Annotated in this window: 18 protein-coding genes; 16 read left to right on the top strand and 2 right to left on the bottom strand. The window is 38.4% G+C overall.

Annotation, left to right across the window (positions count from 1 at the left end; all coding sequences use genetic code 11):
* Positions 1 to 149: 149 nt before the first annotated feature.
* Positions 150 to 2,228: an LTA synthase family protein gene (locus J2S10_RS11105; RefSeq protein ID WP_307407606.1), complete on the top strand. Its 2,079-nt coding sequence runs from the start codon at positions 150 to 152 to the stop codon at positions 2,226 to 2,228.
* Between the two features lie 270 nt (positions 2,229 to 2,498).
* Here the strand turns inward: J2S10_RS11105 and J2S10_RS11100 are convergent, their stop codons facing one another.
* Entirely contained in the window at positions 2,499 to 3,605 is a 1,107-nt protein-coding gene (locus J2S10_RS11100) for an LCP family glycopolymer transferase (RefSeq protein WP_307407604.1), read from the bottom strand.
* Positions 3,606 to 3,959: 354 nt separating this feature from the next.
* On the opposite strand from J2S10_RS11100, the gene J2S10_RS11095 reads away from it, so the two are divergent.
* From J2S10_RS11095 to J2S10_RS11035, 13 genes are all read left to right on the top strand, one after another.
* Positions 3,960 to 4,745 carry a glycosyltransferase family 2 protein gene (locus J2S10_RS11095; RefSeq protein WP_307407601.1) on the top strand — a complete coding sequence of 262 codons (786 nt, stop codon included), beginning with the start codon at positions 3,960 to 3,962 and terminating at the stop codon, positions 4,743 to 4,745.
* 45 nt (positions 4,746 to 4,790) lie between these two features.
* Positions 4,791 to 6,146, top strand: a complete 1,356-nt coding sequence (locus J2S10_RS11090; RefSeq protein WP_307407600.1) for a hypothetical protein — start codon at positions 4,791 to 4,793, stop codon at positions 6,144 to 6,146.
* Positions 6,143 to 6,979 carry a glycosyltransferase gene (locus J2S10_RS11085; protein ID WP_307407598.1) on the top strand — a complete coding sequence of 279 codons (837 nt, stop codon included), beginning with the start codon at positions 6,143 to 6,145 and terminating at the stop codon, positions 6,977 to 6,979. The genes J2S10_RS11090 and J2S10_RS11085 overlap by 4 nt, the downstream gene beginning before the upstream one ends.
* 13 nt (positions 6,980 to 6,992) lie before the next feature.
* Positions 6,993 to 7,700 (top strand): glycosyltransferase family 2 protein, encoded by a 708-nt coding sequence (locus J2S10_RS11080; RefSeq protein WP_307407596.1) that lies wholly within the window; start codon positions 6,993 to 6,995, stop codon positions 7,698 to 7,700.
* Between the two features lie 136 nt (positions 7,701 to 7,836).
* Positions 7,837 to 8,718: a glucose-1-phosphate thymidylyltransferase RfbA gene (rfbA, locus tag J2S10_RS11075; protein WP_307407594.1), complete on the top strand. Its 882-nt coding sequence runs from the start codon at positions 7,837 to 7,839 to the stop codon at positions 8,716 to 8,718.
* 10 nt (positions 8,719 to 8,728) lie between these two features.
* Positions 8,729 to 9,289, top strand: coding sequence for a dTDP-4-dehydrorhamnose 3,5-epimerase (rfbC, locus tag J2S10_RS11070; RefSeq protein WP_307407592.1), 561 nt, complete (start codon positions 8,729 to 8,731; stop codon positions 9,287 to 9,289).
* A 12-nt stretch (positions 9,290 to 9,301) separates the two neighbouring features.
* The gene (gene rfbB / locus J2S10_RS11065; protein ID WP_307407589.1) at positions 9,302 to 10,324 is read left to right on the top strand and encodes a dTDP-glucose 4,6-dehydratase; all 1,023 of its coding nucleotides are present in this window, start codon (positions 9,302 to 9,304) and stop codon (positions 10,322 to 10,324) included.
* Positions 10,324 to 11,169, top strand: coding sequence for a dTDP-4-dehydrorhamnose reductase (rfbD, locus tag J2S10_RS11060; RefSeq protein ID WP_307407587.1), 846 nt, complete (start codon positions 10,324 to 10,326; stop codon positions 11,167 to 11,169). The genes rfbB and rfbD overlap by 1 nt, the downstream gene beginning before the upstream one ends.
* Positions 11,170 to 11,329: 160 nt before the next feature.
* Entirely contained in the window at positions 11,330 to 12,076 is a 747-nt protein-coding gene (locus J2S10_RS11055; protein WP_307407585.1) for a LicD family protein, read from the top strand.
* Between the two features lie 32 nt (positions 12,077 to 12,108).
* Positions 12,109 to 13,563 carry an oligosaccharide flippase family protein gene (locus J2S10_RS11050; RefSeq protein ID WP_307407583.1) on the top strand — a complete coding sequence of 485 codons (1,455 nt, stop codon included), beginning with the start codon at positions 12,109 to 12,111 and terminating at the stop codon, positions 13,561 to 13,563.
* Positions 13,564 to 14,049: 486 nt separating this feature from the next.
* The gene (locus tag J2S10_RS11045) at positions 14,050 to 15,114 is read left to right on the top strand and encodes a glycosyltransferase family 4 protein (RefSeq protein ID WP_307407581.1); all 1,065 of its coding nucleotides are present in this window, start codon (positions 14,050 to 14,052) and stop codon (positions 15,112 to 15,114) included.
* A 199-nt stretch (positions 15,115 to 15,313) separates the two neighbouring features.
* The gene (locus J2S10_RS11040) at positions 15,314 to 19,717 is read left to right on the top strand and encodes a bifunctional 2',3'-cyclic-nucleotide 2'-phosphodiesterase/3'-nucleotidase (protein WP_307407578.1); all 4,404 of its coding nucleotides are present in this window, start codon (positions 15,314 to 15,316) and stop codon (positions 19,715 to 19,717) included.
* Positions 19,718 to 19,873: 156 nt separating this feature from the next.
* Positions 19,874 to 20,938 (top strand): glycosyltransferase family 4 protein, encoded by a 1,065-nt coding sequence (locus tag J2S10_RS11035; RefSeq protein ID WP_307407575.1) that lies wholly within the window; start codon positions 19,874 to 19,876, stop codon positions 20,936 to 20,938.
* A 36-nt stretch (positions 20,939 to 20,974) separates the two neighbouring features.
* Here J2S10_RS11035 and J2S10_RS11030 read toward each other — a convergent pair whose 3' ends face one another.
* Positions 20,975 to 21,607 (bottom strand): YigZ family protein, encoded by a 633-nt coding sequence (locus tag J2S10_RS11030; RefSeq protein ID WP_307407573.1) that lies wholly within the window; start codon positions 21,605 to 21,607, stop codon positions 20,975 to 20,977.
* Positions 21,608 to 21,929: 322 nt separating this feature from the next.
* On the opposite strand from J2S10_RS11030, the gene J2S10_RS11025 reads away from it, so the two are divergent.
* Complete coding sequence (locus tag J2S10_RS11025; RefSeq protein ID WP_307407571.1) at positions 21,930 to 23,072, top strand: sensor histidine kinase; 1,143 nt, start codon at positions 21,930 to 21,932, stop codon at positions 23,070 to 23,072.
* A 108-nt stretch (positions 23,073 to 23,180) separates the two neighbouring features.
* Complete coding sequence (locus J2S10_RS11020; RefSeq protein ID WP_307407569.1) at positions 23,181 to 23,864, top strand: response regulator transcription factor; 684 nt, start codon at positions 23,181 to 23,183, stop codon at positions 23,862 to 23,864.
* The last annotated feature ends 18 nt before the right edge of the window (positions 23,865 to 23,882 follow it).

Here is a 23,882-nt window from a genome sequence, read left to right as displayed (position 1 = left end):
ATAAAAATTCCATGCATATTTTGTCGAATTTTGTTTTTTAATATCTAAATTTAGTTTATAATTAAAAGGGTTTGCCTTAATTTGTTTTAGAAATACTATCATTACAGTTTGGGGTTTATTGGTGATTCCGAACTTGCAAGGAGGTTATCATGGTTCAACGCAGAATAAATAATGCAGTTTTATTAATCACTTTAAACGGAATCATTGCTTTATTAGTATTTACGATTTATAAATATTTTTCCAGCTCACTTAATATAGATAATATTATTATTGCAATGGATGAAAACACGAAAAAATTTGCGACTAGAGTTTTTCTTGTGTTCTTCATCTTAATGTTAACATCCAAAATCCAGCTTAGAGTTATTGAAAAATTAAAAGAAACATATCCGTGGGCTTTGGCTTTAACAAAGTATGCCTATATTTTTATTTTGTCAGGGATTATGGCCTTATTAACAAGCTATTTTATGGAATATTTTCAGCTTCTTGAGAATTCAACGGCAACCACGCAATGGGTCGTCGTCAATACCAGAATCTATCTCTCGGGAGCCTTGTTTTTATTCTTTATTTATTTGTTAGTTTTTACCTTGATTGGTAATATTTATATAAGTTCGATTATAACGGCTGTATTTATTTTTGTCATCGGGTTTGCTCATTATAATAAATTAAATTTACGAGTCGAGCCTTTATACCCATCTGACTTTAGTCAAATAGCACAGCTGAAGGATGTTATCCCAATGGTTCGGGACTATCTTTCGGTAAAATTAACCGTGCTTATTGTTGTGGAAATTGGTATTTTCTTATATATTATGAGATTTTTACCAAAAGCAAAAACGCCCATTTGGATGAGAGGTTTACTGCTTGTTGCCACGGCAGGTATGGTGTATTCGTTTACTTTTTTCCCAACTACATTTATGAAGTCGTTTGTTGAAAAAGAATCTAATGTTGCCATTGTGAAATGGGACCAGCTTGAAAATTATAAATACAATGGTTTTATTTTCGGGTTTATTTCAAACCTGCAAAATGATGCCTTTCCGAAACCGGCAAACTATTCAAAAGAAAACGTTTTGGCGGTAGCAAAGAAATATCGGAATATATCTGCTAAGGCTGCTGTTGCTAAAGACGCGCCGAAGCAACCGAATATTGTATACATCATGAGTGAGGCCTTTTGGGATCCGACGATGCTGACAAATGTCCAGTTTAGCGACGATCCGATGAAGAATCTGAGAAAGCTTATGGGAGAGTATACTTCCGGTTATAATTTGTCTCCATCCTTTGGTGGGGCTACCGCAAACGTGGAATTTGAGGCACTTACCGGTTTTTCTAATTACTTTTTACGTGTAGGCTCACTTCCATATCAGGATTTAATTGATCGAAAAAGCTTTATTCCGACGATCGTGAGTGATTTAAAGAGTCAGGGCTATGCAACAATGGCAATGCACCCATATAACAAAGTTTTTTACAAGCGTAACAAAGTGTATCAAACATTTGGTTTTGATCAATTTATCGACATGACGACATTCAAGCACCAAGATATGGCAGGGCCCTATATCTCGGATGAATCGGTATCCAATGAGATTATCGACCGGTTGAAAGCGCAGAAGAAGCCAATGTTTATCCATGCGGTCACAATGCAAAACCATTTTCCTTATTTACCGAATCGATTTGAAAAAAATAATATCACGGTTTCCGGTTTGTCTCCGGATTCCAAAGTGGCGTTAGAGGTTTATTCGGAGGGAATCCGACGATCTGATCAAGCGCTGCAGGATTTGGTAAATCAGCTTCAACAATTGGATGAACCGACAATTCTCGTGTTCTGGGGCGACCATATGCCGATTCTGGGTCAGGATTTAGCCATCTATAAAGAGGCAAAATATGCGAATACGCCGGATAAAAACTTATATGAACAGGAATATTCACAAACCCCATTATTGATGTATTCCAATTTTCATTTAGATAGACAAGATTTACACGCGTTGAGCCCTGCTTATTTCGGACCAACCGTATTTGAAATGGCAGGATTGAAAAAACCGCCGTTTTACAATCTGTTAGATAAGCTTAAAGCAACTCTTCCTGTTTTAAAAAATACTTTACAAATGGACGGGTCGCAAAAATACGTCACTGATCATCTGAACAAGAAGCAAAAGAATCTGTTAAACGACTATCAATTGCTTGAGTATGATTTATTAGTGGGTAACCAATATAGTAAAGATATTTTATTTAAAAGATAAGAATGTATAAATTTTTGACTTTGAGAATTGTCCGGCTCCAGCGCCCAGCGACTAGTGTACTTCGCTCACCTCCTTACGATAAGTCAACATTGAATCGCAAGAAATGCGATTCGTGTTTCCTTTATCTCATACGGTGCGCTCCAGTCCTGTCGTGCGCTAAACGGGCGCTTCCGCTTTTCTTAATAAATAGAGCGGGCAGCCGTTCTTTTTTTTGCAGAATAGTTCCCGGTCGTATAAAAAACCCCCATTTCTATAAATGGGGGTTTTTGGTTAATTACTATTACTAGTACTATTGCTACTATTGTTATTAGTATAAGTGTGTGTGGTACTGTGGCGCTTTGTATTGCTTGTGTTCGTGTAGGTGTGAGTACTGCTGCTCGTTTCTGTACCTGAATAAAATTTAGCAACTGGATCCGATGCTAACCCTAATGATTGGCGCATTTCATCAGATAATGTTTGTCTTTCTTGATCATCGACAGTTAAATACCAGATACTATTAATTGTTTTTCCTTCGCCTTTGACTTCTAACTTATCAATGGTTTTTGCAGCTGGTTTATAAGAAGACTGGATACCGATCATATCATTTAAGGTTAAGTTTGTTTTAATATTATTTTCAAGAGCGGTGAGAATGTTATTGTAATTTGACAATGTTGATAACGATTTACCTTTATTGATGATTTTAGAGATAACTTCACGCTGTCTTTCCTGACGTCCAAAGTCGCCAAGCGGATCTTGGTGTCTCATCCGTGCATATTCAAGTGCTTGTAATCCATTTAAGTGCTGCGGCCCTGTTTTCAGTGTAACCCCATCCAACTCAAATGCATACTTATTATCTACGTCTATTCCGCCAACGGCGTTTACAATATCTTTAAAGCCTTCCATGTTCACTTTAATATAGTAATCGATTGGCACATTTAAAAAGTTTTCCACCGTATCAATACTTTCTTGAATTCCACCATAGGCGTAGGCGGCATTAATTTTTTCAATCCTATTCTTGCTCGGATTAGCAGTATCAATTAACTTTGTCCTTGTATCACGCGGAATACTTAACATTTTGGTTGTTTTTGTTTTAGGGTTAATCGTGATGACAATCATAGAATCTGAACGACCACTATCACCTTTACGTTCATCAACACCAAGCATTAAGATGGAAATTGGATCCAAATGGTTGAATTCTACTTTCGTTGTCCGTTTTGCGGAAACTTCTCGTGAGAGCGGATTATTCATTTTGTCTACAGCACGAGCCACGTCACTGTAAACATTATAAAAGTAGACGCCTCCGCCAATTAATAAAATCAGGAGCATAAAAAGACTGATGCGAAACCAGCGCGGTTTTTTCTTTGTCATCTTCTTTCGTTTCGATCTAGAATTATCCATTTATATAGTTCCCTTCTTTAAAGGTAGTATTCGTGTTAAAGACAATCATAATAAAAATTATAATATTGAATATATAGAAGTTCAACTGGAAATAAAAAAAATCCACTATAAAAGTACAAAGTTTGACAGGAGTCTGCTATAATTTATTTTTGTTAAGTTGAAAATGTCTTAATTGATGTTGACTTTTGTCGACATGTGTCTCCTGTTTGGTTGAGTGCATGATTGAAGCTTCAGTTGAAAAAAATAATAAGGAAAAATAAGTCTTTTTTTCGAATCCGTAAATATAGACGTAAAAATTAACATGCCGTTACAGAAAGCGGTAACGATAGTATGTAATGAAAGAGTGTGAAAAAAATGGCTAATGCAAAGGTTGCTATTAGTATTGTGACATATAACAGTAAACATATCTTTAAAGTTCTGGAAAACTTAAAACAAGAATTCGGTCATGATCCGCAATTTCGTTTTGTGATTTTTGATAATAATTCAACAGATGATTATCAAAATCGTCTGAAGGAATATCAGGATATTGCTGATATTACGTTTTATCACGAAAATAATGGCTTTGGCTTTGGCCACAATTATAATTTATTACATGCATCCGAAAAATATTTCTTGGTTTTTAACCCCGACATTATTTTGGTTCGGGATGATTTATTGAAAATGATCGAAATTTTGGATCGGGACGAAACGATTTCTTTATTGGTGCCGAAAGTACTTAATGCAGATGGTACGACACAGCATTTAATTCGGGATCGTGTTTCTGTGTTTGACTACTTTTTGCGATTTGTTCCGTTCCAAATTGTGAAAAAAATGTTTGCCGGGCGTTTGGCATCTTATGAATGCAGGGATCTTCCGGATGACCGGAATGTTGAAATCCGCATTGGTTCCGGATGTTTTATGTTATTAAGGGGAAAAGATTTTAAGGATGTTGGCGGGTTTGATGACCGCTATTTTATGTATTTCGAGGATTATGATTTATGCATTGAGTTGAAAAAACGAAACAAGCGAATCGTTTATACACCATTCTCAAACGTGACCCATTATTATGAACGCGGTGCCCATAAAAATTCTAACCTGTTTAAAATTTTTATGAAATCGATGTACAAATACTTTAATAAATGGGGATGGAAGTGGTTTTAAAAAAGCCGTAATAGATTCGTAGTAAATATAGGAGAGAGAAAATTTATGAATAAGTTTGAAAAAATTTTATTGAGCTTGTTTTTTATTGAACTATTCGTCGGAGGGGGAGGCAGGCTAATCGATTTTCACATTGTTTCGATTCGCCAAGTCTTGTTCCTGCTTCTTTTAGCAACTTTTGTAGTTCGAATTATTAAGGAAAAAGCTATCTTTAATAAAGATATAAATACGTTTTTTCGCTTAAATCCGGTTTCCATTGGGATTTATGCTCTTATGGGATGGTTTGTTGTTTCAAGTTTAATCGGCTTATTACACCACCATCCTCGTGGAGCAGTTGTACAAGCCTTTTTTAGAGTGAGTTTTTTCGTGCTTTACTTTCCGTTGGCTTACTATATTTCAAAAGACAGATTTTCGGTCAAACGCATTATTACCATTTTAAAATATAGTGCCTTAGCGGTTGCAATTTTTACGATAACAGTATCTTTATTAGGTAAAACCGTATTTAGCGGGGATAACTTCCAGTCCTTTTATGATTTTATGAACTGGATGATGAATGATGATTTGTATTTCAGACCAAGTAATAGTGTCTTTTACAAAAGCCATTTCTACGTATTAGTGGCGCTCATTATCTCACTAAATGCGATATTGAATAAAAAATTCACTAAAGTTGATATTGCGATTTTAATATTGGGTTCCTTCTCATTGATTTGGTCAGAAACACGGGGATTCTTACTTGCATTTATGCTAAGTGTTTTCATGATTATTGTCTTGGATGTAAAAGTACTTGTAGACCCGCTTAAGGGATTGTCCCGCAAGCTGCAGATATTAGTCCAATCCAAGCAATTCATTAAGAAATTTGTTATTTTAATTGTGATTATGGTGGCTGTTCCATTTTTGTATCAAAATATGACCCTGGATCGTTTCGGGTCATCGACAGTTGACCAATCGTCAACCACTCATGTTAAAAAACACAAAAAGAAAGTAACAAAAGAAGTGAACGATGTGAGCGTTAATGCCCGCATGAAATTCATTGTGGCATCTAAGGATATCTTGAAACATCCAACAAACCTTGTTTTTGGTTCAGGTTATGGAACAACAATTGCCGGACGGATCACCGGGATTGAAATGAGTTTTCTTCAAATTCTGGTGGAGCAAGGAATAATTGGATTTGCAACGTGGGTGTTTTTATTTTTTATTGTTTATTACAATTACTATGCGGCGTATCGGAAGGGATATAAGCTAACCACTTTAGATATATCGTTTATGGCAGCATTTATGGGTATATTATTATTAACGAATATAAATCCATTTATTAATAACCCAATTGGGATCGGCTTTTTCTTAATGCTGCTCGTGGTTTCACAAAATAAGAAGCAATTTAAACTAAATGAGGAATTCGAATGAAAATAACAATGGTTGTTGTTTTATATAAGCAAAAGCCTGAAGAAAGTAAAACATTCCTTACCTTAAAACAAACTTTGTTTGTTAATAAAGAAGGCTTAAAAGACATTGAATTAATTTTGTACGATAATAGCCCTGAAAAACAAGCATTCTCTCCTCTCGATTACGAGGGGGTACATATCACGTATATTCATGATTCACGCAATTTAGGAATTGCCACGGCCTATAACCATGCATGGACAAAAGCCAAGGAAAATGGCAGCGAGTGGCTGCTCCTTTTAGACCATGATACAGAACTAACCGATGCGTACGTCCATGAAGTATTAAATCTGCCTGAGTTTGCAACAGACGTAGCAGCGGTTGTACCAAAAATTAATAGTGAAAACAAGATGATTTCGCCCGTCTATAGCAACTCCCTTCGTCCATTAACGGAGGACAGACCCAAGGCAGGGCTTCAGGTGCAGTCAGTTATGGCAATTAATTCGGGTGCATTAATCCGAACGGATTTTTTAAATAAAATCGGTGGATTTAATGAGAACTTTCCTTTAGACTACCTTGACCATTGGTTGTTTTTTGAGATTTATGAACACGGATGTAAGGTTTGGCTTCTCAATGTGGAGCTGGAGCATGAATTGTCCGTAATGGATTATAGCAGGGTCTCCTTAAAACGCTATCAAAGTATTTTGGATTCAGAAATGAGTTATTACCAAAATTATAAAAACGAGCTCTATCAGCCCTATCGAAATCAGTTGGCGAAACGTTTCTTAAAGCAGGCTTTGACGGTGAAAAACAAGAAGATTGCCTTATACACATTAAAACGGCTATTTTCAATGTAAAAGGAGTTTACTAATGATGTTATCTGTTTGTATGGCAACATATAATGGAGCGGGGTTTGTTGTTCGGCAGCTCGATACCGTTTTAAAACAGTTAGGTCCGGATGATGAAGTGATTGTGGTTGATGACCGTTCAAAAGACAACACAGTGCAACTTATTAAAGACACCTATGGAAGCCGGGTTCAGGTTACCGTGAATGAACAAAACCTAGGTGCAATTAAAAGCTTCGAAAAGGCGATATCTTTGGCAAAAGGAGATATCCTTTTTCTATGTGACCAGGATGATTTATGGGAAGACGATAAAGTGAAAACCGTTTTAACTGCATTTGAGGAGCATAATGCCGTTCTAGTTGTGCATGATGCCTATGTCGTAGACGGGAATCTTAAGATCATCAATCCTTCTTGGAATGATTATAACCATAACAACATAAACCAAGGAATATTTGGGAATATTTTAAAAAACGCCTATACCGGTGCCTTTATGGCTTTTAAAAAGGAATTAGTTCCATTGATCCTGCCATTTCCGGGATCGATAGAAATGCATGATCAATGGATTGCCCTTGTGTGTATGATGAAAAAGAAAAAAATTGTCTTCATCAATCAACCGCTAATGAAGTATGTCCGTCATGGCGGTAATGTAACCGGGATGAAGAAGCGGTCGCTAGCTACCCAGTTAAAAGGGCGGTTGCGGACGATTTCTGCGATTACAGGGTTCAAACGTTAACTAACCCAATCGATATTACTTTTTTGTTACAATTTCATATGTGTTGTTCATTTTCTGCATCCCTTCTTTATAATGGGGAAGGAGTATTTTGACGGTATTTGTAGAATTTTTTAAAATGGAAGAGGAGTTGGCTAAAATGAAAGGTATTATACTTGCAGGTGGCAGCGGTACAAGACTTTATCCGTTAACAAAGGTCGTTTCCAAACAGTTATTGCCGGTTTATGATAAACCGATGATCTATTATCCGTTATCCGTTCTTATGTTAGCCGGAATTAAGGATATATTGATTATTTCAACACCTGAAGATACGGCTCGTTTTGAACAAATCTTAGGTGATGGATCAGATTTAGGAATGAACTTTACATATAAAATTCAGCCTCATCCGGGCGGCTTAGCCCAAGCCTTCATCATAGGTGATGAGTTTATCGGTGATGACAATGTAGCTCTAGTGCTTGGCGATAACATTTTCTATGGTCATGGTTTAACAGACCTTTTACGGAAAGCAGCGGCCCGTGAAACAGGAGCAACGGTTTTCGGTTATTACGTAAATGATCCGGAACGTTTCGGTGTGGTGGAGTTTGATGCCAACGGTAAGGCAGTTTCGATTGAAGAGAAACCGGAAGTTCCTAAATCGAATTATGCTGTGACAGGTCTTTATTTTTACGATAATCGCGTTGTCAACATCGCGAAAAGTATTCAGCCTTCGCCGCGCGGTGAGCTTGAAATTACTGACATTAATAAAGCCTATCTTGAAATGGGCGAGCTTAGTGTTGAACTTCTTGGCCGCGGCTATGCTTGGCTGGACACAGGTACACACGCATCGCTTTTAGAAGCATCTCAATTTATCGAAACCGTTGAAAAACGACAATCCTTAAAAATTGCTTGTCTTGAAGAGATTGCCTACAAAATGGGTTATATTACAAAAGAAAAGCTGGTCGAGCTTGCTGAACCTTTAATGAAGAATCAATATGGACAATATTTAATTAAGATTGCTAACCAAGAAAGTATCCTAAAGTGAGGTTAAGAACATGAACGTGATTGAGACAAAATTATCCGGCGTGAAAATATTAGAGCCGAAAGTATTTGGCGACCATCGCGGATACTTTATGGAAAGCTATAATAAAGATTTATTCGGGCAATTAGGTTTACACTATGATTTTGTGCAGGACAACCAGTCGTTATCGGCACCTGTAGGGACGTTAAGAGGCTTACATTTTCAGTTGAATCCGAAAGCTCAAACGAAAGTCGTACGCTGCGTAACAGGGGCGATTTATGATGTGGCAGTTGATATTCGCCAAGGATCGCCAACATACGGTCAATGGGTCGGTGTGATTTTAAGTGAGCATAACAAACGCCAGCTTTTAGTTCCCAAAGGCTTTGCCCACGGTTTTTGCACATTGGTGCCTGACACCACCGTTGCTTATAAAGTAGATGAATATTATTCACCTGAGCATGACGGCGGTATTCTATGGAATGACCCCGATTTAGGGATTGATTGGCCAACATCAAATCCCATTCTTTCAGATAAAGATACAAAGCACCCAACATTAACTGAAGCAACCCATCTTAATTTTGTTTTTGAAAAATAGGAGGCAAGATTTATGAAATTATTAATTACTGGAGGCGCCGGTTTCATCGGCAGCAACTTCGTCCGCTATATGGTAAATAAATACCCGCAATACAACATAGTCAATTTAGATTTATTAACGTATGCAGGTAATCTTGAGAACTTAAAAGACATTGAAAATGCACCGAACTATAAGTTCGTCCGCGGTGATATTGCTGACCGTGAATTTATCAATGGTTTATTCCAAGCGGAAAAGTTTGATTATGTCTTAAATTTTGCCGCTGAGTCTCACGTAGACCGAAGCATTACTGACCCCGGTATTTTTGTGCAAACGAATATCCAAGGAACACTTGCCTTGCTTGATGCAGCTAAAACCTTCGGGGTAACCAAATACCTTCAAGTATCGACTGATGAGGTATATGGTACCCTTGGCGAAACCGGCTACTTTACGGAAGAAACTCCATTAGCGGCAAACAGCCCATATAGTGCAAGTAAAGCGGGTGCTGATTTGCTTGTCCGTGCCTATCATGAAACGTTTGGACTTCCGGTCAATATTACACGCTGTTCCAATAACTACGGGCCTTACCACTTCCCGGAAAAGCTTATTCCATTAATGATTATTAATGCTTTGAAAGATAAAGAACTGCCAATTTATGGGGATGGGCTTAATATTCGTGACTGGCTTCATGTGGAAGACCATTGCCAGGCGATCGACCTTGTGCTTCATAAGGGACGTGATGGTGAAGTTTACAATGTTGGCGGCAACAACGAACGAACTAATATCGAAATCGTCAAAACGATTCTTAAAGCAATTGGTAAGCCTGAATCGTTAATGAAATTTGTTAAAGATCGTCCAGGGCATGACCGCCGCTATGCGATTGATGCAACAAAATTGCGCACGGAACTGGGCTGGTCGCCAAAATATAATTTTGACACTGGTATTGAACAAACCATTAATTGGTATTTGAATAACCAGGAATGGTGGGAAAACATCATTTCCGGTGAGTATCAGGATTATGTGAAATCCCAATATGGTGACAGATTAGGGGTAGAGTAATGAAGGTTGTTGTCACAGGTGCAAAGGGTCAATTAGGACAAGATGTTGTTTTGGAATTGGCCCGTAAAAACCATGAAGCTATTGGTGCGGACAGGGAACAATTAGATGTAACAAATGAGACTTCTGTCCAAGCATTTATTAGTGATATAAAGCCTGATGTCATTTTACACTGTGCGGCATATACGAATGTTGATGCAGCTGAGGAAAATGAGGATGCTGCCTATCAAGTTAATGCTTTAGGCACCGAGTATCTAGCCAAAGCAGCAAAACTGGTTGGAGCGAAAATGCTTTATGTCAGTACGGATTATGTATTTGATGGGACAGCTACCGACCCCTATGAAACGGATGAAGCCACGAAACCGATAGGCGCATACGGCAGGACGAAATTGGCCGGTGAAGAGTTGCTGAAAAAGAATTTAGAGCAATTCTTTATTGTGCGTACTTCATGGGTATTCGGTGTGTATGGCCAAAACTTTGTTAAAACAATGCTTCGCCTGGGCGCGGAACGAGGTGAAGTCGGGGTTGTTCATGACCAAGTCGGATCACCAACCTACACTGTTGATTTAGCAAGGTTTATGGTTGAATTAATGGAGACCGAAAAGTATGGTATTTATCACGCGTCAAACAGCGGTGTTTGTTCCTGGTATGAGTTTGCCGTAGAAATCTTTAAGCAAGCGGGTATGAAGGTAACTGTTAACCCTTTAACAACCGAACAATTCCCGCGGCCAGCAGCCCGTCCGAAATATTCGGTATTGAGCAAGAAAAAAATTGAAGAGCAGGGCTTATCACCGCTTCGTGACTGGAAGGAAGCACTTGCCGCTTATTTAGAAGAAGTAAAAGGATAGGAGGATGACTCGGAAAAAGGGCCAGACCCCCAACCGCATGGTCCGGTAATGGTGCATAGGTTTGGCACTACTACTGTGAAAGCAAGAGGGGTCAGGCCCTTTTGAGTCATCTTCTTTTTCATAAAGAGAGAAAGCGTCTTATAGGGGGGGAGAATGTAGGATGAGCACGACATTTGAAAAGGTGAAGTCTTACTTTCGAAACAGGAAGGTCTATCAAACCCTTAAAGAGAATCCCATTTTAGCCAAAATCAATCAGCATTATCGCAACCAAGTGGAAGCTCAAAAACGGGAATCTGTTCATACATACGGGCTGGAAAGTCTCGTTCAAGTGAAAAATGCCTTTCAAGAGATAAAACGGGAGTTTTGGCTTGATTATGGCACTTTGCTTGGAGCGGTTCGCGAGCAGGATTTTATTGGTCATGATGCAGATATAGATGTGGGGACATTTTTTACTGGCAATGAGGATGCAAAAAAATTAGAAACGGTGATGAAGAAGCTTGGCTTTAAAAAATCACGTGAGTTTTGGATGAATGAAAAAATGGTCGAAGAGACCTACCTTTATAAAGGTGTGAATCTTGATGTTTTCTACTATTATCCAGGTGAAGTGAATGATCAGATTGATTGTTTTGCCACGGAAGAAGGGGAGCATACCGTTTATCAAACATTGCCGGAATATACAGTTGTGACGGGGCTTTCCGTGAAAAAATTAACGTCGACTTTTACTGGGATTAAGTGGACCCAGTTCAAAGGAGAGCAGTTCCCAATTCCTGAAAGTTTTGATCAGTATTTGCAGGATAATTACGGCCCAACCTATATGATTAAAGACGAAAACTGGGATTGGTCTAAATTAGATGAAGGGATGCTCCCCTACCAAGATAATACGAGAGCAATTTTATACAAAAATTAAGCTGCACATTTTACGAACCAGAAGGGTTTTTTATGAAAAAATCATTATTTAAAAATATTATCTATAAGGTTTTATTAAATGTTTTTAATCTAATCCTTCCGATTTTAGTTGGACCATATGTAAACAGGGTTCTAGGGGCTCATTCAATTGGAAAAGTTCAATTTGGGGAAACCATATATAACTACTTTCTTATATTCGCGACCTTTGGTGTTTATCAATATGGCTTACGTGAAATGAGCCGGATTAGGGAAGATAAACAAAAGGTCAGGCAGCTCTTTACCAGCCTTTATACGATTAGTACGGTAACCGGAGTTACAGCCTTGCTTTGTTATCTTGTTTTTACCTATTTTAAATTCTCAACTTCGACCTATTACCCGATATTATTTATCTATGCCTTTAATTTCATTTGTAACATTTTCTATGTTGAATGGGTTAATGAAGCAATGGAGAATTATGACTTTATTACCATCAAAACCATTATTGTCCGCATTATTTATGTTGTCCTGATCTTTATCTTTGTTAGACATGTACAGGATTATCAACAATATGCAATGCTCTTGGTTTTAGCGATGTTTTTAAATAATTTCATCAGTTTTGTATTCATTAAAAGAAAAATCCAGTTTGACTTCAAAAATATCCGTATAAAAGAACATTTAAAGCCCATGTTTCTTGTTGTCATTTTTTCAAATGCCAGTGTTCTTTATACACTGCTGGACCGTTATATGCTAGGAAATTATCTGAATTCGAAAGCCGTATCCTTTTACGTTATTCCTCAGCAAATAATGGGAATCATTAATACGCTGATGCTGAGTGTTGTTCAGGTGACAATCCCAAGATTGTCTAATATCTTAGGCTCAAATGACGAAAAGTCCTATATGATCCTCCTGAATAATATTTCAAAGGTGTTTTTCTCCTTTTTATTCCCGGCTTCTATTGGAATTTACATTCTGTCAGATGTAGCAGTATTCATTTATGGCGGGAAAGGCTTTCTTCCGGCCATCCCTGCGCTAAGCATGTTCGCTTTCTATATGGTCGTCAGTGGCATCGACTCCATTTTTGCTAATCAAATTATTTATGTGAAAAAGAAAGAGCATATATTAGTTAGACTCATCTTTCTGTGTGGAATCATCAATCTTATTTTTAAGATTGCATTATTAAAACTGGGATGGTTAACTCCAAGAAATGCTATTCTTACAACAACAATCGCGAATTTCCTGTTAATTTTATTGGAATACGGCTATATCCGCCGTTTTTTAAAGGTCGATTATCGATTGTTCGATTTTAGTAAATTAAAGTATTTAGTCTATGCGCTCCTGTTTATTCCCGTTTCTTATGGGATCAGACATTTCCTGTCAGGTCCCATTCCGTTATTTATTGGGATTGTCTCGGTGAATTCGATTCTATACGGATTGATTTTGATTGTGACAAAGGATTTTGTTCTGCAAATGCTTTTAGGTAAAATCAAAGCACGTTTCGGCCGTACGTAAAATAGCTATTTGTCCCTATTAGCAACTAAATTCAGCCTCTGTTTTTCTGGGAAACAGGGGCTAATTTTATAATGGAAGGTCATAACGGAAAATTTAACATCGAAGGATATATTGTGTTTTCTTTAAAATACAGTGAAACTTTTCTTGATACCATACGTCATTAAAAGTGGAACATGATTCGACGTTAAACGGGAATTTTGAGGTGTTGCCTGTAAGGAATTTGTCTATTTTGTGAAAAATCTACGGGGAGAAGAAAGACTTTGCCATTGCTGAAAAGCCAATAAATATCATGATTTCCGGCAGTCCGGGACATATTTAGTAAATAAAAATGGAAAATAGTTGTAGAAAAAGATAGTTTATTTCTAGAATCGTCTATGCTATAATCCATTAGGATAGTTTGTCATGAAGATTCATTGATTCATATAAAAAAATTCCAAAAAAATATCCAGTTATGAAACAATAGGATAAGTTACCATGGAGGGCTGTATGTTTTATCTAACTCTAGTCATCTGTTTTTTTGCGGCAATACTCCTCACCCCATTAGTTAAAAAACTAGCTTTTAAAATTGGAGCTACAGATAAACCGAACCATCGAAAGGTTCACGTAAAAATAATGCCTAGATTAGGCGGCTTGGCGATATTTTTAAGTTTTCTCATTGGTGTCTTGATTAACAATCCGGATGGTGAATACCATCTACCAATCCTTATCGGAGGAATCATCATTGTCTTGACAGGTATGTTAGATGATGTGAAAGAAATTTCTCCTAAATTAAAGTTAGCAGGTCAAGTAGCCGCAGCAGCTGTTGTCGTTATCTGGGGAAATTTAAATGTTGATTTTATTAACCTGCCATTTGGCGGTAAAATTGAATTTGGATTCTTAAGTATTCCACTTACAATGATTTGGATCATAGGCATTACAAATGCTATTAATTTGATAGATGGTTTAGATGGATTAGCTGGAGGAGTTTCTACAATCGCTCTATTGACAATCGCTGGAATGTCTATTATTCAAGGTAATATGTATGTTTCTGTTATGGCGTTAATTTTAGCTGCAAGTACAGCAGGCTTCCTTCTATACAACTTCCATCCGGCCAAGATCTTTATGGGTGACACGGGAGCACTGTTCTTAGGGTTTATGATTGGGGTCTTATCACTTTTAGGTTATAAAAATGTAACCTTTATCTCGTTAATTATCCCGGTCATTATTCTGGGTGTACCAATTTCGGATACATTCTTTGCGATCATTCGCCGCTTGGTGAACAAGCAGCCGTTATCGGCTCCTGACAAATCCCATCTTCATCACTGCTTGCTAAGAACCGGATTTTCACACCGACAAACCGTGCTACTTATTTATGCGATGAGTACAGTGTTCGGTTTGGTTGCGTTCATCTTCTCACAAGCGACTGTTTGGGGTTCAATGATTGTGATTTTAACGCTATTAATCGCAATTGAAATCATTGTTGAAAAAATCGGCTTAATTCGTGAAGACTATAAACCGCTATTGAATTTCATGAAGGGTATAAAGCCTATTAATATGAAAAACAATAATTAATATAATAATAGAAAGCCTATGGGGATTAATTCCATAGGCTTTTTTTTTATAAAAAATTAAAAGATACATAGAAATATTAAAAATACATTAAATACGCATTAAAAATAAACAAAAATTTCACAGAATTGGCTATCAATCTACAAAAATACCTAGTAGAATAATCTTACAATACAAATTTTTGTCGAAGGGCGGAAAAAGTGTGAAGAGAAAGATAAAGAGAAGCATTAAAAGACGTTTGTTTAATGGTTCTATAGCGGTTGCGCTAGCACTTACTATTGTGCCGATGAATATTTTTCCACAGACTGCAAAAGCAGCAGGGACAACGGCTACAGCAGGAAATACTGCTAAATTGCGTATTTTAGAAACGACAGACCTACACGATGCTGTGATGGCCTATGATTATTATCAAGATACGGACAAAGGGATTAACTATGGTTTATCAAAGACGGCAACCTTAATTCAACAAGCAAGATCTGAGGTGGATCCATCCAACTCCATGCTGTTTGATGCCGGTGATTTGTTACAGGGTAACCCTATGGCAGATTATGTAGCAAAAGTTAAACCTTTAACTGAAAATGATGTCCATCCAATGTTTAAGGCTATGAAGCTATTAAAGTATGATGCAGGTATTGTAGGAAACCATGAATTTAACTATGGATTAGGCTACCTTAATACGGCATTAAAAAATGCTCCGTATCCTTTTGTAAACGCCAACATTTATGTGGACGATCATGATGGCAATCCTAATAATGATAAAAACTATTTCACTCCATATCAAATCCTTGATAAAAAGTTTAAAGATAAAGATGGTGTTGAGCAAACCGTTAAGGTTGGGGTAATCGGATTCGCTCCTCCTCAAATCCTGCAATGGGATAAAGATAACCTGGAAGGAAAGGTTATCGTAAAAGATATTGTTCAAACTGCTAACAAATATATTGCAGAAATGAAAGCCAATGGTGCCCAAGTTATTGTTGCCATTGCCCATTCCGGTTGTGACGTTACGAATGAAGGACAACAGGATGCTGAAAATGCAGTATTTTCTTTAAGTAAAGTAGATGGAATCGATGCCCTTCTATTTGGACATGCTCACTTAGCGTTCCCGGGAGGCAAAGAATTCCACCAAGTCGGGAAGGTTGAGAACCCGGACTTACCGGGCCTTGATAACACTAAAGGTACTATAAACGGTACACCTGCAGTTGAAGCGGGATTTTGGGGTAATAATCTGGGTGTTCTTGATTTAGCATTAGTACAGCAAGCAGATGGAACGTGGAAAGCAGATAAAGCTGCATCAAAATCTGTTGACATGCCGGTAACTGCAACAACTGCTGTGGATGATACGATTGTCAATGAAGTAAAAACTGAGCATGAAGCAACACTTGCCTATGTTCGTGGGAAAATTGGTGAAACAACGGCGCCAATGAATAGCTATTTTTCAAGGGTAATGGATGACCCGACGATACAAATCGTTAACAATGCTCAAACTGATTACGTGAAAAATTGGATTAAGACGAATAAACCTGATTTAGCCGATATTCCTGTTATTTCTGCGGGAGCTCCATTCAAAGCGGGCCGCCAGGGAGCGGGTGATTATACAAATATCGTAAAAGGTGACCTTTCTATTAAGAGCGCCAATGATCTTTATTTGTACAACAATACGTTAAAAGCAGTTGAATTAACAGGTGCTGAGGTAAAAGAATGGCTAGAAATGTCTGCATCTCAATTCAACCAAATCGATTCTAACAATGCAAATGCACAGGAGCTAATCAATTATAACTTCCAGCCATATAACTTCGATGTCATTGACGGAATTAAGTATCAAGTCGATGTTACTCAACCGGCGAGATACAATTTCTTAACGGGTGATGTGTCTAATGCAGATGCTCATCGCATTATCCACTTCACAGATATGAAGGGTAATCCGATTGACCCTGATCAAAAATTCATCGTTGCTACCAATAACTACCGTGCAAGCGGCGGCGGTAACTTCCCTGGAACAAGGGGCGGAAAAGCAACAATCGTTGTCGATTCTCCATATGAAAACCGTCAAATCTTGATGGATTATATTAAGGATAAGAAAGTCGTTAATCCGTCAGCCGATAATAACTGGAAAATTGCTCCCGTTGGAGGAGTGGCAAAAACCCTAACATTTAAATCATCACCGGCTGCAAAAGATGTGCTAACATCTGTCCCAAATGTTAAAGCTGTTGCTCCATTAGCAGACGGCTCCGGTTTTGAACAATACTCTTTGGATCAAAACGTACATGTGCAATTACTTGGTATCAATGATTTCCACGGTCAGCTTGACACTTGGAGAGCTATTACAGATAGCAATAAAAAAATTATTGATTACTCAGGCGGTATTGAATATTTAGCTGCATACTTAAAACAAAGAGAAGCAACTAACCCTGCCAATACCCTTATGGTTCAAGCCGGTGACCTTGTTGGAGCCAGCCCGCCGGTATCTGCTTTATTACAAGACGAGCCGACGATTCGTTTTATGAATGAACTTGGTTTTGACGTAGGTACAATCGGTAACCATGAATTTGACGAAGGCGTTACTGAAATGAAGCGCTTAATTTATGGCGGAGATAATCCGAAAACCTCTCAATATGAAGCGAAATATGGTAAATTTACCGGTTCAACCATGAATTATGTGGTTGCAAACGTAGTTGACGAGAAAACAAATGAACCAATTTTACCTCCATATGCCGTTAAAGAAGTGGAAGGCATGAAAATCGGCTTCATCGGCGTTGTAACAACTGAAACTCCGACAATCGTTACTCCAAGCGGTACTGCAGGAGTTAAATTTACTGATGAAGTTGAAGCGATTAACAAGTATTCAAAAGTGTTAACAGATCAAGGCGTTAAAACGATTGTCGTTCTTGCCCATGATCCCGGTTCGTCCAAAACAGACGGTACCGGTGCAACCGGTAAATTAGTTGACATGGCCAAAGCGATTGACCCTTCAGTTGATGTTATCTATGGTGCACATGACCATAAATACTTAAATACAACTGTTAACGGTAAGCTTTTAGTACAATCTTGGTCCTATGGTACTGCATTCTCTGATATCGATTTAACGATTGATCCAGTGACTCAGGATATCATTAATGAAAAAGCTGAAGTTGTTGATACACTTCACAGCAAAATCACTCCTGATGCAACGATCAAGAAAGAACTTGACGGCTACCAAGAAGATATCAAACCAGTTGTCAGCAAAGTAGTTGGTGCAACTTCTGCTCCAATCACGAATGTTGCAAATGATTCCGGTGAATCTGCACTTGGTAACTTAATCGCTGACGGTATGCGTGCTGTTACAGGTACACAATTAGGATTCATGAACTCAGGCGGTATCCGTAACCCGCTTCCGCAAGGTACAATCACCTGGGGAGATCTGTTTAAGGTTCAGCCATTCGGTAACGATTTAGTCACCATGACCATTACCGGTGATCAAATCAGAACCTTATTAAATCAACAATTCCAAGCACCGCCAAGCTATAACAAGATCATGGCAATTTCCGGTCTGCGTTACACTTGGAATGATAATAAACCATATGGAAGTAAAGTTTTAGATATTTATCTTGATAATGGAACGCCGATTAATCCGACTGCTGATTACACCATCACCGTAAACAACTTTATGGCAGATGGCGGCGATGGCTTTACAATCCTTAAATCCGGTAAAAACCGTGTAACGAATGTGGTTGATTTAGATGGATTTATCCAATATTTCAGTTCATTAAAACAACCGGTAAGTGCCAAAATTGAAGGGCGTATTATTCAGGATTCAAAAGTTGATCAACCGGAGGTTGAAGTAACCGACCGCGACGATTATGTTTATGGAACGACAGAACCATTTGCGAAAGTTGTTGCTAAGGTTGGCGAACAAGTTCTTGGACAAGTAACCGCTGACAAAGATGGTTATTTCGAAATCGACATGAACAAAACATATGCAAAAGGCACAGTTATCACTCTTACCATCACGGATAAAGCCGGTAACACCAAATCCTTTGATATCCAAGTTGTCGTTGAAACCGGATGGATCTGGGTTGATAACGAGGAGGGCAATGGTGTTTGGAAATACGTTGACCCTAAAACAGAAGCGTTTATTACAAACAAATGGCTTCATGATGATGACGGCTATTGGTATTACTTCAACAAAGAAGGTATCATGCAAACCGGCTGGGTTAAGGTTGATGGAAAATGGTACCATTTAGATGAAGACGGTGCTATGCAAACGGGTTGGTTTAAAGAAGGTAAAAAATGGTATTACTTGGATCTTAAAAACGGCGATATGAAAATCGGCTGGGTAAGCAATAAAAACAAGTGGTACTACCTTGTGGCCTCCGGCGAAATGAAAGCGAGCAGTTGGGTGAAATCAGGTACCAAATGGTACTACATGAATGCAGCAGGTGAAATGACAACAAACACCTGGGTGAAAACAGGTAACAAGTGGTACTTCCTTGGGGCAACCGGAGAAATGAAAACCGGTTGGGTACAAGTAGGAAATAAGTGGTACTTCTTATATAATGATGGAAGTATGGCTGCTAACACTGTTATCGGAAAATACAAATTAGGTAAAGACGGGACTTGGGTTAAATAAAAATCGCAAGCGTAAGAGGTAATTCCATTGTGGATTACCTCTTTATTTTTAGAAAATTCAAGTTAAAAACCGAAAAAATAAATTTCCGATTTTTACTACTAATTATTTGTTTTTGTTTTGATTTTAATGGACAAGATACTATCGAGGAGGAGTTTTATGATTTATCTTGCCTTGATAGTATGTTTTGCCATCTCCATTCTTATAACTCCACTTATAAAAAAATTAGCCTTCTTAATTGGTGCAACGGACAGGCCAAATAAGCGCAAAGTCCACCAATCCATCATGCCGCGGCTTGGAGGATTAGCTATTTTTATTAGCTTTATCGCCGGCATCATGATAATACAGCCTGAAAATCCTTCCTCATTAGCAATTTTGCTTGGAAGTCTTATCATTGTCATAACAGGCTTTTGTGATGATCTGTTTGAATTGCCTGCAAAATATAAGCTATTCGGTCAATTAGCCGCTGCATTAACGGTCGTTTTTTTAGGTGACATTCAAGTGGTATTTATTAATTTGCCCTTTGGAGGACAGTTGGAATTTGGCTTACTAAGTATTCCTTTTACTATTCTTTGGATAGTCGGAATTACAAACGCCATTAATTTAATCGATGGTCTTGATGGGCTTGCAGCAGGGGTCTCCTCGATTGCACTAATAACGATATCGGGAATGGCTATTATCCAGGGGAATCTTTACGTAGTAATGGTAGGGTCGATTGTTTTGGCCAGTACACTTGGCTTTTTGATCTATAACTTTCATCCAGCCAGTATCTTTATGGGCGATACCGGAGCATTGTTTTTAGGGTTTATCATTTCCGTCCTCTCATTACTCGGATATAAAAATGTAACCTTTATTTCGTTTATCGTTCCGGTGATCATCCTCGGAGTACCCATTTCAGATACGATTTTTGCCATCCTCCGGAGAATTATTAACAAACAGCCTTTGTCAGCACCGGATAAATCCCATCTGCATCACTGCATGCTCCGACTTGGATTTTCCCACGGACAAACGGTTTTGTTGATTTACGCAATGGCAGCTTTTTTTGGATTGGTAGCAGTGATTTATTCACAAGCCAGAATCGGCGGCGCTTTTTTCCTAATCGCTGTGTTAATTTTATTCATGGAACTTATCGCTGAAAAAATCGGTCTGATGGGAAAAGACTTTCACCCATTATTAAAAATCATGCGAATGCTGAAAATTAATACTGTTAAAAACAGATTATAGCAAAAAGGGTCTCGAGTAGAGCCCCTTTTTGCTTATTTAAATGTCTTCTTCAAGATATACGGTATCGCCTTTTTGAATGGTACATTGTCCATTTGTTTGTTCGACCATCCAATCGGTAAACGATGAAACCAGATTCTCATCAACACAGGCCTCAATCTCAACGGTATCCAGATAGTGAATATCTTTAATTTTATAGTCGGAGGGCCGCAGCTCTCTCTCAATTTTCCCCAGCCACGTGTAATCAATTTTCACATGCATGATTTGAACGAGCCTCCGTTCAACAATCCCGACTGCATCGAGTCCCTCTGAGGTCGATTTCCCATAAGCGCGGATTAGTCCGCCTGCCCCTAATTTAATCCCGCCAAAGTAGCGGGTAATGACGACCACGGTATCTTTCAGGTTTCTTTTTTTTAACACCTCAAGGATCGGAACACCGGCCGTTCCGCTTGGCTCACCATCATCATTCGCTTTTTGAATTTGATCCTGTTCTCCAATGATATAGGCGGAACAATTATGGGTGGCATTCCAATGTTTTTTCTTAATTGATTGGATGAATTCCTGTGCCTCATTTTCTGTTTCTGCCCGCTTGATTTGAGCGATAAAGCGGGATTTTTGGATCGTAATTTCATGCTCTCCATACTCTTTTACTGTCATGTATCGCGTTCGCAATGGTCGCACCTTCCTGCCGAATCAGATTCTCTTCTATCACTTTTTGTCATTTTCTAAAATATTGATGTAATATAACTTTAATATGGCAGTAAAATTCACATGTTATAATAAGACATATTTGTAAGTGTAAAATGCTATTTTTTTTCAAATGAGTGTAGTTTAATAGTAAATAAGGTTTAGAATTAGTATTCCTAATTATACTACTTTTTATCGAATTTTGAGAGATTAGTCTTTATTTTAACTCACAGATTAGTATAGTATAATAATTCAAGTTAAAATATGTAAAAAGACCTGAAGGGTAAGCGGTCCTGGAGGAATCTACATGAAAATTAAGAATGTAAATGTAAAATCGATTGATGAAATTCGGGAAGAAATGTTGGAAACTGTAACCTGCAGTAAAAACGATATCTTTCGGATTGGCGAGAATTGCCGACAGGACTACGAAAAAATAACCAATGAATTATTATATGTGAAGCAAATGGCCGGTAAAATCATGGCTGAAGGAGACGAGCTTGTCGGGCAAGTTCAACAAGCAAGAATAAGACTGTCCGAAGTTAGCAAGAATTTCAAACAATATTCTGAAGCAGAGGTTCGCGAAGCATATGAAAAAGCACATCAGCTTCAAATGGATCTGTCTATTAACAGACAGTTTGAGGAACAGCTTCGCGATAAAAGAGATGACCTTGAGCGCAGGCTGCTGGGATTGGATGAAACGATTGATCGTGCTGAGCATCTGATTTCACAAATCTCGGTGGTCATGAATTATTTAATGAGTGATTTAAAACAAATGGGTGCAGTTTTAAAAGATGCCAAAGCCAAGCAGGATTTTGGCTTGAAAATTATCGAGGCACAGGAAGAAGAGCGAAAGCGGCTGTCGCGTGAGATTCACGATGGCCCTGCGCAAATGCTTGCCAACGTTATCATGCGCTCTGATCTAATCGAGCGAGTTTATCGCGAGAAAGGAGCCGAAGAGGCATTTACGGAAGTACACAGATACAAAAAAATGGTCCGTTCCGCTCTCTACGAGGTGCGCAGAATCATTTACGACTTACGGCCTATGGCCTTAGATGACTTAGGTCTCGTTCCTACCCTCAGAAAATATTTACAAACAATCGAAGAATATCATAACCACTCCAGAATTGAATTTGTAAATATTGGATTGGAACGGAGACTTCCGGCCAAATATGAGGTTGCCCTGTTTCGAATGATTCAGGAATCGGTGCAAAATGCGCTTAAACATGCCAACGCCTGCGAGATTAGGGTCAGGCTGGAAATGACAAAATCAGCCATCTCCGTTGTAATCAAAGATAATGGCGCGGGCTTTAATATCCAGGATAAAAAGCCTGAGTCCTTCGGTATTATCGGAATGAAAGAACGTGTCGATTTGCTGGATGGCGAAATTACCATTGATTCAAAAATTGGTAAGGGAACCGTTGTTAGTATTCGTGTTCCATTAATCGACTAACCAACTTGTCGAATCTACTTAAATCTACTTAAATCTACTTATAATGAAGAAATCGAATCTACTTATGATGAAGAAACCGAATTTAGAAGGATTAAGGGGGCGAAGAAAATGAATACGAAAATTGCGATTATTGATGACCATCAACTATTCAGAGAAGGGGTCAAACGAATCCTTGAGTTTGAAAAAACATTCCAGGTCGTTGCTGAAGGTGATGATGGAAGCGAAGCGGTAAACATTGTGAAATCTTACAACCCTGATGTTGTTATTATGGATATTAATATGCCTGAAATGAATGGCGTCGAGGCCACACGCGAGCTGGTAGAACAATACCCGGATACTAAGATTATCATTTTATCGATTCACGATGATGAAAATTATGTGACACATGCTCTGCAAACCGGTGCAAGAGGCTATCTCCTAAAAGAAATGGACGCAGATGCCTTGATAGATGCTGTCAAAGTTGTTGCCGATGGCGGTTCTTACCTTCATCCAAAGGTTACTCATAATCTAGTCAACGAATATCGTAGACTAACTGTGGGACGTACCCGCGGCGGCACCTATATACCAACAGTCGAAATCCGCCGCCCGTTGCATTTGCTAACCCGCCGCGAATGCGAAGTCCTGCAAATGCTTGCAGATGGAAAAAGCAATCGCGGTATCGGCGAAGCCTTATTTATCAGCGAAAAAACCGTCAAAAATCATGTCAGCAATATTTTGCAAAAAATGAACGTCAATGACCGCACTCAAGCAGTTGTCGTTGCCATCAAAAATGGCTGGGTCGAAGTGCGATAATCTTATTTAGAAAAAGGA

Source organism: Neobacillus ginsengisoli (assembly GCF_030813055.1).
This window is presented reverse-complemented; position numbering and strand designations above follow the sequence as displayed.

Bases quoted from the DNA above. Each gene is read 5' to 3' on its own strand.
- J2S10_RS11105 (WP_307407606.1), top strand. From the start codon at position 150: ATGGTTCAACGCAGAATAAATAATGCAGTTTTATTAATCACTTTAAAC.
- J2S10_RS11100 (WP_307407604.1), bottom strand. From the start codon at position 3,605: ATGGATAATTCTAGATCGAAACGAAAGAAGATGACAAAGAAAAAACCG.
- J2S10_RS11095 (WP_307407601.1), top strand. From the start codon at position 3,960: ATGGCTAATGCAAAGGTTGCTATTAGTATTGTGACATATAACAGTAAA.
- J2S10_RS11090 (WP_307407600.1), top strand. From the start codon at position 4,791: ATGAATAAGTTTGAAAAAATTTTATTGAGCTTGTTTTTTATTGAACTA.
- J2S10_RS11085 (WP_307407598.1), top strand. From the start codon at position 6,143: ATGAAAATAACAATGGTTGTTGTTTTATATAAGCAAAAGCCTGAAGAA.
- J2S10_RS11080 (WP_307407596.1), top strand. From the start codon at position 6,993: ATGATGTTATCTGTTTGTATGGCAACATATAATGGAGCGGGGTTTGTT.
- rfbA (WP_307407594.1), top strand. From the start codon at position 7,837: ATGAAAGGTATTATACTTGCAGGTGGCAGCGGTACAAGACTTTATCCG.
- rfbC (WP_307407592.1), top strand. From the start codon at position 8,729: ATGAACGTGATTGAGACAAAATTATCCGGCGTGAAAATATTAGAGCCG.
- rfbB (WP_307407589.1), top strand. From the start codon at position 9,302: ATGAAATTATTAATTACTGGAGGCGCCGGTTTCATCGGCAGCAACTTC.
- rfbD (WP_307407587.1), top strand. From the start codon at position 10,324: ATGAAGGTTGTTGTCACAGGTGCAAAGGGTCAATTAGGACAAGATGTT.
- J2S10_RS11055 (WP_307407585.1), top strand. From the start codon at position 11,330: ATGAGCACGACATTTGAAAAGGTGAAGTCTTACTTTCGAAACAGGAAG.
- J2S10_RS11050 (WP_307407583.1), top strand. From the start codon at position 12,109: ATGAAAAAATCATTATTTAAAAATATTATCTATAAGGTTTTATTAAAT.
- J2S10_RS11045 (WP_307407581.1), top strand. From the start codon at position 14,050: ATGTTTTATCTAACTCTAGTCATCTGTTTTTTTGCGGCAATACTCCTC.
- J2S10_RS11035 (WP_307407575.1), top strand. From the start codon at position 19,874: ATGATTTATCTTGCCTTGATAGTATGTTTTGCCATCTCCATTCTTATA.
- J2S10_RS11025 (WP_307407571.1), top strand. From the start codon at position 21,930: ATGAAAATTAAGAATGTAAATGTAAAATCGATTGATGAAATTCGGGAA.
- J2S10_RS11020 (WP_307407569.1), top strand. From the start codon at position 23,181: ATGAATACGAAAATTGCGATTATTGATGACCATCAACTATTCAGAGAA.